The organism is Actinocrinis sp., assembly GCF_035650855.1.
Lineage (GTDB): Bacteria > Actinomycetota > Actinomycetes > Streptomycetales > Catenulisporaceae > Actinocrinis.
In genome coordinates this window covers 1-7,627 of record NZ_DASRGV010000217.1, presented here as the reverse complement: position 1 = coordinate 7,627, position 7,627 = coordinate 1, and the positions used below count along the sequence as shown (strand labels likewise).

Genomic DNA, 7,627 nt, shown 5'->3' with positions numbered 1-7,627 from the left:
GGACCTCTACGACACGCGCCACGTGGTCTACGCGCCGCGGCACATGAGCCCGGCGCGACTTGAGGAGGGGTATTGGAGCGCGTACCGGGACTTCTACCGCTGGAACTCGATCCGGCGCGGGGCCATGGTCCACGAGCGGGGCCGGGACCGGCTGCGCCACATCGCGTACGCGGGCGGCTGGAAGAAGCTCGAGCCGGCCTGGGACCTGGTCATCCGCGGCAGGCAGATCGCGCATGCGCTGCCGGTTCTCGAACACGTGCTCGCGGCGTTCGGCGGCCGGGTGAACAGGGCTAGGCCGGCCAGCTGAAATGTCGGGATCGTCCCGCGGCCTGCGACGTGGCCGGGTGCCCCGGCGACAACGACCGGTGCTTCGTGCGGCCTTGCGGCTTTCACGGTCCGCTGCTGGTCAGGGCCGGTTTTGAGCGGCCGGATAGCCCGTTTCGCCGCGTAGGCTGCGGTCAGCGCACCGTTCGGCTAGGCTTGTCCAGGTATGGAGTGGGAAAACGCAGCGCGGGCTTGCATGGGTTCAGGTCCGGGGCGTGCGCTCCATAGAAGGAGAGTTCACAAGTATGGCAACTGGCACTGTGAAGTGGTTCAACGCGGAGAAGGGCTTCGGGTTCATCGAGCAGGACGGGGGCGGCCCCGACGTGTTCGCCCACTACTCTGCGATCGCCACCCAGGGCTACCGCGAGCTGAAAGAGGGACAGGCCGTCAGCTTCGAGGTGACCCAGGGCCAGAAGGGCCCGCAGGCCGCCAACATCCTGCCGCTGTAGTCTCAGGTTTCGAGAGTCGTCGGGGCCGCCGGAGTCGATCCGGCGGCCCCGACGCGTTGCGGTGCCAGCGGGACCGGCCCTTCTCGGACCGGCCCTCAGGACTCCCTAGCTGCTCGGGCCCGGTACGCCGCGACCGTGGTCCGGCTCGCGCACGCGTTGGAGCAGAACCGGCGCGTGCGGTTCCGGGACTGGTCTACGAAGTAGTTACCGCACCCGGCCGCCGAGCACCGCCCGAGCGTGACCGAGGGATCCCCGGCCGCGACCAGGGCGAACTTGGCGGCGATCAGCTGGCCGAGCCAGCGCTTGGCCGCAGTGCCGTTGCGGCTGAAGTGAATGTGGTAGCGGCCGAGGCCGTCATGGTCGGACAGGTGCATCTCCGGCGGGTAGTCGTGCAACAAGCGGTGCACGGCGGTGGGGTCGGCGCCGTCGACCAACTGCGCCAGGGCCGTGCGCACCAGGTCCGGCAACTCGCCGAAATCGCCGTCCGGCGGCGGCGTGATCTCGTGTTCCAGGAAGAACGCGGCGACCAGTTCGCCGCGCTGGTCGAGGCTGCCGGTGTTGGCCAACTCGACGGCCAGCCGCGTCACGTTCCCGATGTAGTCACCGTATTGCACTTGACCGCCTACATTGCCGCTTCCTACTGTAGGCGTCATGGTACCTGATGACGCCTACGTGGCCCGCTGCCTGCACCTTCTCGGAGAGTGGGATGCCGCACTCGCGGCCTTGAAGCCGGACGCCGATCCGGAACTGCGCGCCGAGATCCTGGTCGACCGGTGGTTCTTCCAAATCGACGGCCTTGCGGAGGCCGAGGAAGCCGTAGCGGCGCTCGATCCGTCGTCACCAACCGCGCAGCTGCTGACGGCGCGCCTGGCCTACAGCCGCATGCTGTTCCGCCGTGAACCCCGAGCCGACGACCGCGCCGCGGCAGAGGCCGGCTATCGCGCGGCGGTTGAAAGCGGTAGCGAGAAGCTGCGCGGCTGGGCCAGGTTCCACTGGGGCGTCCTGCTGGACCTCATCGACAAGGACCCGGCTCGTGCATTGCCGCACTACGAAGCAGCGCTCGAGATCGCGGTGAAGACCGGCGACGCCTACCTCGAGTCCTACGTCATCCGGCACTTGTCGCAGCAAAAGGAGCCCGCTGAACGGATCCCCATGCTGCGCCGCTCGCTCCACCTGCGCGCCTCGCTCGGCGCCCGGCCCCAGACCCTCGCGGCGCAGGCCGCCCTGGCCTACAACCTGCCCGAGGACGATCCCGAGCGCGCCGCGCTCATGGAGACCTTCCGCGCTGGCGCGGAGGAACTGCGCATCGGTTGGCTCCTGTCTAGCGAGTGACGCGCCCAGCGCTCGGTTCCCAGCAGCGCGGGTCCGGGAGGTTGTGACCTCCGAAGATGAGTACGGGCACTCACGCCTGAGCCGTGATCATCATGCGAGCTTGTTCGCATGGCTCTTATATCGCCGCGCTCGAGTCGGCAGACACGCCGCCGCGACCGGCTGTATCGGCTGATCACGCGGCTGCTCGCGGTCGCGTTGCTGCCGGCGGCCTTCGTCGCGGCACCGCGCCGCGCGCGGCACGTGGCCTGTCAGTGGGCGCTCGCGGCGCGATTCCCGGCCGAGAATCTGGACGGCTTGACCCCCGCCACCCGAGCCGCGTTCGAGGCCGCGCGCACGGAGGCCTTGTGGCGCCACGGCGTGCTGATCGGGCTGACCGACGGCTACCGGGATGCGCACGCTCAGGCGCAGCTGTTCGCCGACACGGTGCGCCGTACCGGTTCGCGTTCGCTCGCACTGCAGTGGACACTGCCGCCGCACGAGTCGCGCCACGTCATCGGCACCGCTCTGGACGTGCGGCCGATCGAGGGCGCCCGCTGGTTGGACCGTTACGGCTCCCGCCACCAGCTGTATCAGGTCTATGACAACGAATGGTGGCACTTCGAGTACCGGCCGGACGGCCGCCCGCCCCGACTTCCGCATCCGAGCGCGTCGGTGGCATCGGTTGCTTCAGTCGTGTCGGAAGCTTCAGTCGCATCGGTCCCGCCGATCCTGTCGGTCCCGCCGATCCTGTCGGTCGCGGCGAGCCTATGCGCAGTTCCCGAGGATCAGCCATGATCTCGGGCATGGACGCAACGACCGCCCGGCCGTCGCCCGCCGTTGTCGCCGCGCCGGCCTCGCGGTGGTTGCCGGCCGCGCTGGCCGGCGTGGCTGGATGCCTGCTCCTCGTCGTGGCCACTTCGCCTCCGGCCGTTGCGGGGCTGCCGCCCTTCCTCGACACGCCCATCGACAACGGCAGCGGTGGCCCTGCCAACCTGCGCGACTGGCTGTTCCTGTTGGCGCCGGTGATTGCGACAGCACTCGGGCTTGCTCTTCTGCGCTGGTGGCCGTACCTGCTTGCGGCGGCAGCGCTGATGGCCGTGCCGGGCGTTGTGATGGAGTGGAATTTCACTGCGGCCTACCCCTGGGCGCTCGCGCTGCTGCCGCCCGCCGGGTACGCCCTGGCGATCGTCGCATTGCTGGCCTGTGCCCAGGGACTTACCCGCACCGCGATCGGCTGGGGAGCTTGCATCGCGGCGCTGACTCTGGGCTCGCGCCTGGTCGGCGCCGCGATGACGGACGGGGTCGGCTGGCTGCTTTCGAGCCACAGGCCGGCCGCCTGGCACAGCGCGCTGATCGGGGTGAGTCTCGCCGGGCTCGTTCCCGCGGCGTGGATTCACCGGCGGGGTGACCCGGCCGCAGCCTCGCCTGCCGGCAAGCGGTCGTGGCAGCGCGCCCGGCTGGTCGTAGCCGGAACCTTGGCGGCGTCCCTGTCGATCCCGCTGTCGTTTCTCACCACCCAAAGCCTGGCGAACCTGCTCGGGGTCACCTGGTCCGCGCTCGATCGGCACGCCTTTGCGCAGACTGCGGTCATTGGCGCGATCACCCTGGTGACCGTCACGCTGCTCGCGGCGCTCGCGGGGCTCTGGCCGCTCGCCGGGGCGATGACTGCCGCAGTGGCGCAGATGGCCGTGATCGCGCCGGCCATTCTCACGGTCACCGCGCTCGGCTACAACGATCCGCTGCGCTGGCTAGTGCCGCTGGCGGGAGCAGCGCTCGGGGCGGCCGTCGCGGGCAGCAGGCTGCGTGTTCCGCTGGCCGCCACGCTCGCGATACTCGCCGCGATGGCCCTGTTCATCGCGTACGGTGCGACCACCGGAGACCCGGAAAAGCTGGCCGACCAGCGCATCGTGATTCCCTCGGTGCTGATTCTCGTCCTCAGCGCCTCCGCCGCCGGTGCGGTCATCGGTGCCGCGGCCCCGGCGTTGGCCATCCGTGGCGCGCTGCCGGCCGTGGTCGGCCCGCTGGCCGGCACCCTCGCCGTCGGCGGACTTCAGACCATCCAGGTCACCTACCTGAGAGACGGTGAACCGGAGCCCTCCATCCTCAGCCCGGCTTCGCACCTGACCACGTCAGGCATCCTGATGCTGGTGGCCGGAGCGTCCATAGGCGGCCTGGGCTTCGCGCAACTGCTAGCCGCCCGGCGCGCGGAGCGTAAACACGCTGAGCAGATCAGACGGGAAGCAGCCGCCGCAGAGCGAGACCGGCTGGGCCGCTCGATCCACGACGGCGTGCTGCAGGTACTGGCGCTCGTGCAGCGGCAAGGCTCCGAACTCGGAGCCGAGGGCAGCGAGTTGGCCGCGCTCGCCGGAGAACAGGAGGTGGCGTTGCGCGGCTTGCTGGCCGGGGCAGCGAACACCGACCCAGGTGCGGCTGAGGACCTGCGCGGGCTGGTGCAGGCGTTGGCCGCCCCCGACGTCGAGGTCGCCACTCCGGCGCAGGCCGTGGAGCTGCCGTCCGGCATCGCGGCGGAGGTCGTCGCGGCGGTCCGCGCCGCCCTGGACAACGTGCGCAAACACGCTGGCGCGGACGCTCGAGCCTGGATCCTGCTTGAGGACGAACAAGACGGAGTCCGGGTCACGGTCCGCGACGACGGCGTCGGATTCCCGCCCGAGCGCCCGGGCGAGGCGGCCGCGGCCGGACGGTTGGGAATCGCACAGTCGATGCGCGGACGGATCGCCGACTGCGGCGGCACGACGACCATCGAAAGCCGACCGGGCGAAGGCACCGAGGTGGAGTTCTGGATACCCCGCGCACGTCAGGCAAGAAGGTGAAAGCAATGGTCGAGGACGAGGACGGCGCGCCGACCACGCCGGTGCGCGTGATGGTGGTCGACGACCATCCCATCTGGGGCAACGCGGTCGCCCGAGACCTAGCCGAGGCGGGATATGACGTGACGGCCGTGGTCGGCGAGGGCACCCAGGCGATCCGTGTCGCGCCCGCCGCCCGACCAGACGTCGTCGTCCTCGACCTCCAGCTGCCGGACCTGTCCGGAGTGGAGGTCGTCCGCAGGTTGATCGCCACCGACCCGGCGATTCGTGTGCTGATGCTCTCGGCCAGCGGCGAGCAGCAGGACGTGCTCGACGCGCTGAAAGCAGGCGCCCTCGGCTACCTGGTCAAATCCGCGAAAGCAGCGGAGCTCATCGAAGCGGTCGCACGCACCGCCGCGGGCGACCCCGTCTTCACGGTCGGCCTAGCGGGCCTCGTGCTCGGCGAATACCGCCGCTTGGCCGCCGCCCCCGACGCGCCCGTCGACACGCCCCGCCTCACCGAACGCGAGACCGAGGTGCTGCGCCTCGTCGCCAAAGGCCTGTCGTACCGGCAGATCGCAGAGCGGCTTGTCGTATCGCACCGGACCGTGCAAAACCACGTGCAGAACATCCTCGGCAAGCTGCAGCTGCACAACCGGGTCGAACTGACCCGCTACGCCATCGAGCAGGGGCTCGACTCGCCGGGTGCGTCAACGTAGCGGGACGTGGCCCGGCCGATCCGTGCATGCATGTGATAGCAGCTGCTATCATAAGTGTCATGGCAAAGAAGATGCTCCCAGCTCGGTTCGAGGAATCGGAGATCGAGCAGATTCGTGCGCAGGCGGCGCTTGAAGATCGCAGCCTGCAGGACTACGTGCACGACCTGGTCATGAGCGCAGTCGACGCGCGGGCCAAGCGGCGCGTTGAGGTGCTGGACCGCGTGCTGCGCGTGAGCGAGGGACTGAACAAGCGGCTTGCGCAGTGATCGATTACTTGACGATCGACGACCTGATCGAAGTCGCGCGGCGAGTCGTGGACGGGGAAGTGCGCCTTCGTGACGCTGGGTTGCTGGCGTCCGCCGCCGCTCGCCCGAAGACGACTGTGTTCGGGCAAGACGCATACCCGGGGATCTGGGAAAAGGCAGCCGCGCTGATGGAGTCCCTCGGCCGCAACCACTGCCTCATCGACGGGAACAAGCGGCTTGCGTGGAACGCGACCTGGCTGTTCCTCGGGCTCAACGGACACGAACTTCGCGACCCCCTGGACGAGGACGCGGCGGAGCAGTTCGTGATCGATGTCGTTACCGGCAAGCTGGAAGTCCCTGGCATTGCTGCCGGACTACTGCAGTTCGCCGAGTGACTTCCTGCATCGCTCGACGGCAGCGAGTGGTCTGAGTAAGGCTCGGTAGTCGAGCCTCGCGCTGATGTTGATCCGTCTGGAGTCGGGAGCGGTTGATCCGCGCGGACTCGTCCCACCAGTGCCTTGACCAGGCACGACGCAGCTGCCCTCGGCCACGTGACGGGCCGAGGGCAGTTGTGAACTTACCCAGACGCGATTAGCTTGCGGCGGAGGCCGTGCCGTCGGTGGTGATCATGCCAGTCGGGCGGGAGCGCAGGCGTCGGCGACGGGTTACTCAGCCTTGGCCAAGCCGACCGGGCAGGCGACGCCGGTGCCGCCGAGGCCGCAGTAGCCGTCCGGGTTCTTGGCGTCCGAGAGGTACTGCTGGTGGTAGTCCTCGGCGTAGTAGAACTCGGTGGCGGGCTCGATGGCGGTCGTGATGCGGCCGTGGCCGGCGGCGGTGAGTACCTGCTGGTAGGCGGCGCGGCTGGCCTCGGCGGCGGTGCGCTGGGCCTCGGTGAAGTACTGGATCAGCGAGCGGTACTGGGTACCGACGTCGTTGCCCTGGCGGTTGCCCTGCGTCGGGTTGTGGGATTCCCAGAACAGCTTGAGCAGCGACTCGTACGAGACCATGTTCGGGTCGTAGACGACGCGGACGACCTCGGCGTGGCCGGTGGCACCGGAGCAGACCTCTTCGTACGTGGGATTCGGGGTGCTGCCGCCCGCGTAGCCGACCGCGGTCGAGTACACGTCGTCGTGCCACCAGAACTTGCGCTCGGCGCCCCAGAAGCAGCCGAGGCCGAAGACCGCCTGCTCGTAGCCTTCGGGCAGCTCCTCGATCGGGGTGCCGAGGACCGTGTGCCGGCCGGCCAGGTGGAACGGGCGGGACGACCTGCCGGGGAGCGCCTCGCCGGGGCCGGGGAGGCGGTCCTTGAACGGGTTGGTGAAGCGGAACACGGCCGGGGGCCTCCTTTATTGACTGTCTGGTTAACGTCCGGGACGCCGCCTGGATTCCGCCTGATGGCGCTTCCGAGTGCGAGGGGCGGGTGCTCGGGCGAGGATGGGGTACCGGGGGATCTTCCAGCTTGGAGAGGCGAGGAGCTGTGATGATCTGGAGTGCCGGGGACGGGGTGGCACGGCTTGCGGCGGCGGGGCCGCGGGCGCGCGGGACGCTGGAGCAGGCATTGCCCGGTGAGTGGGCCGCGCTCGTGCTGACGCTCGTTGCGATCGCGGTGGTCGGCGCCGCGATACTCGTGGCGACCTGCTTGGGGCACGAGCGGCTGGTCGCGCGGCGGCGGGCCCGGCGCTCGGCCCGGGGCGGTTCGACCCGGATGGTGGCCTGAGTGGCGGTGCGCGATCGCGCGGACGGTCCAATAGCCTGGCGGCATGACTGAGTCG

The 7,627-nt window shown here is 69.6% G+C and carries 10 protein-coding genes and 1 pseudogene; 9 read left to right on the top strand and 2 right to left on the bottom strand.

The genetic code is table 11. From position 1 onward, the window contains the following. Together VFB40_RS15790 and VFB40_RS15785 are read left to right on the top strand one after the other, a co-directional pair. A pseudogene (locus VFB40_RS15790) lies at positions 1 to 307 on the top strand (B12-binding domain-containing radical SAM protein); the annotation flags it as partial. A 262-nt stretch (positions 308 to 569) separates the two neighbouring features. Then, positions 570 to 773 (top strand): cold-shock protein, encoded by a 204-nt coding sequence (locus VFB40_RS15785; protein ID WP_324842050.1) that lies wholly within the window; start codon positions 570 to 572, stop codon positions 771 to 773. A gap of 95 nt (positions 774 to 868) precedes the next feature. On the opposite strand, the gene VFB40_RS15780 is transcribed toward VFB40_RS15785, so the two are convergent. After that, positions 869 to 1,387 carry a CGNR zinc finger domain-containing protein gene (locus tag VFB40_RS15780; protein ID WP_324851408.1) on the bottom strand — a complete coding sequence of 173 codons (519 nt, stop codon included), beginning with the start codon at positions 1,385 to 1,387 and terminating at the stop codon, positions 869 to 871. A 58-nt stretch (positions 1,388 to 1,445) separates the two neighbouring features. On the opposite strand from VFB40_RS15780, the gene VFB40_RS15775 reads away from it, so the two are divergent. The 6 genes from VFB40_RS15775 to VFB40_RS15750 all read left to right on the top strand — a co-directional run bounded on the left by VFB40_RS15775 (position 1,446) and on the right by VFB40_RS15750 (position 6,250). Beyond that, complete coding sequence (locus VFB40_RS15775; protein ID WP_324851406.1) at positions 1,446 to 2,105, top strand: hypothetical protein; 660 nt, start codon at positions 1,446 to 1,448, stop codon at positions 2,103 to 2,105. A gap of 108 nt (positions 2,106 to 2,213) precedes the next feature. Continuing rightward, on the top strand, positions 2,214 to 2,879 hold the full coding sequence (locus VFB40_RS15770) for a D-alanyl-D-alanine carboxypeptidase family protein (RefSeq protein ID WP_324851404.1): 666 nt from the start codon (positions 2,214 to 2,216) through the stop codon (positions 2,877 to 2,879). A gap of 8 nt (positions 2,880 to 2,887) precedes the next feature. After that, positions 2,888 to 4,915 carry a sensor histidine kinase gene (locus VFB40_RS15765; RefSeq protein WP_324851402.1) on the top strand — a complete coding sequence of 676 codons (2,028 nt, stop codon included), beginning with the start codon at positions 2,888 to 2,890 and terminating at the stop codon, positions 4,913 to 4,915. Positions 4,916 to 4,920: 5 nt separating this feature from the next. Continuing rightward, on the top strand, positions 4,921 to 5,610 hold the full coding sequence (locus VFB40_RS15760; protein WP_324851400.1) for a response regulator: 690 nt from the start codon (positions 4,921 to 4,923) through the stop codon (positions 5,608 to 5,610). Positions 5,611 to 5,669: 59 nt separating this feature from the next. Continuing rightward, positions 5,670 to 5,876 carry a hypothetical protein gene (locus VFB40_RS15755; RefSeq protein ID WP_324851398.1) on the top strand — a complete coding sequence of 69 codons (207 nt, stop codon included), beginning with the start codon at positions 5,670 to 5,672 and terminating at the stop codon, positions 5,874 to 5,876. Continuing rightward, positions 5,876 to 6,250 (top strand): type II toxin-antitoxin system death-on-curing family toxin, encoded by a 375-nt coding sequence (locus VFB40_RS15750; RefSeq protein WP_349261497.1) that lies wholly within the window; start codon positions 5,876 to 5,878, stop codon positions 6,248 to 6,250. The genes VFB40_RS15755 and VFB40_RS15750 overlap by 1 nt, the downstream gene beginning before the upstream one ends. Before the next feature lie 270 nt (positions 6,251 to 6,520). On the opposite strand, the gene msrA is transcribed toward VFB40_RS15750, so the two are convergent. Next, positions 6,521 to 7,186: a peptide-methionine (S)-S-oxide reductase MsrA gene (msrA, locus tag VFB40_RS15745; protein ID WP_324851394.1), complete on the bottom strand. Its 666-nt coding sequence runs from the start codon at positions 7,184 to 7,186 to the stop codon at positions 6,521 to 6,523. Positions 7,187 to 7,335: 149 nt separating this feature from the next. On the opposite strand from msrA, the gene VFB40_RS15740 reads away from it, so the two are divergent. Further along, positions 7,336 to 7,572 carry a hypothetical protein gene (locus tag VFB40_RS15740; protein ID WP_324851392.1) on the top strand — a complete coding sequence of 79 codons (237 nt, stop codon included), beginning with the start codon at positions 7,336 to 7,338 and terminating at the stop codon, positions 7,570 to 7,572. Positions 7,573 to 7,627: the final 55 nt, after the last annotated feature.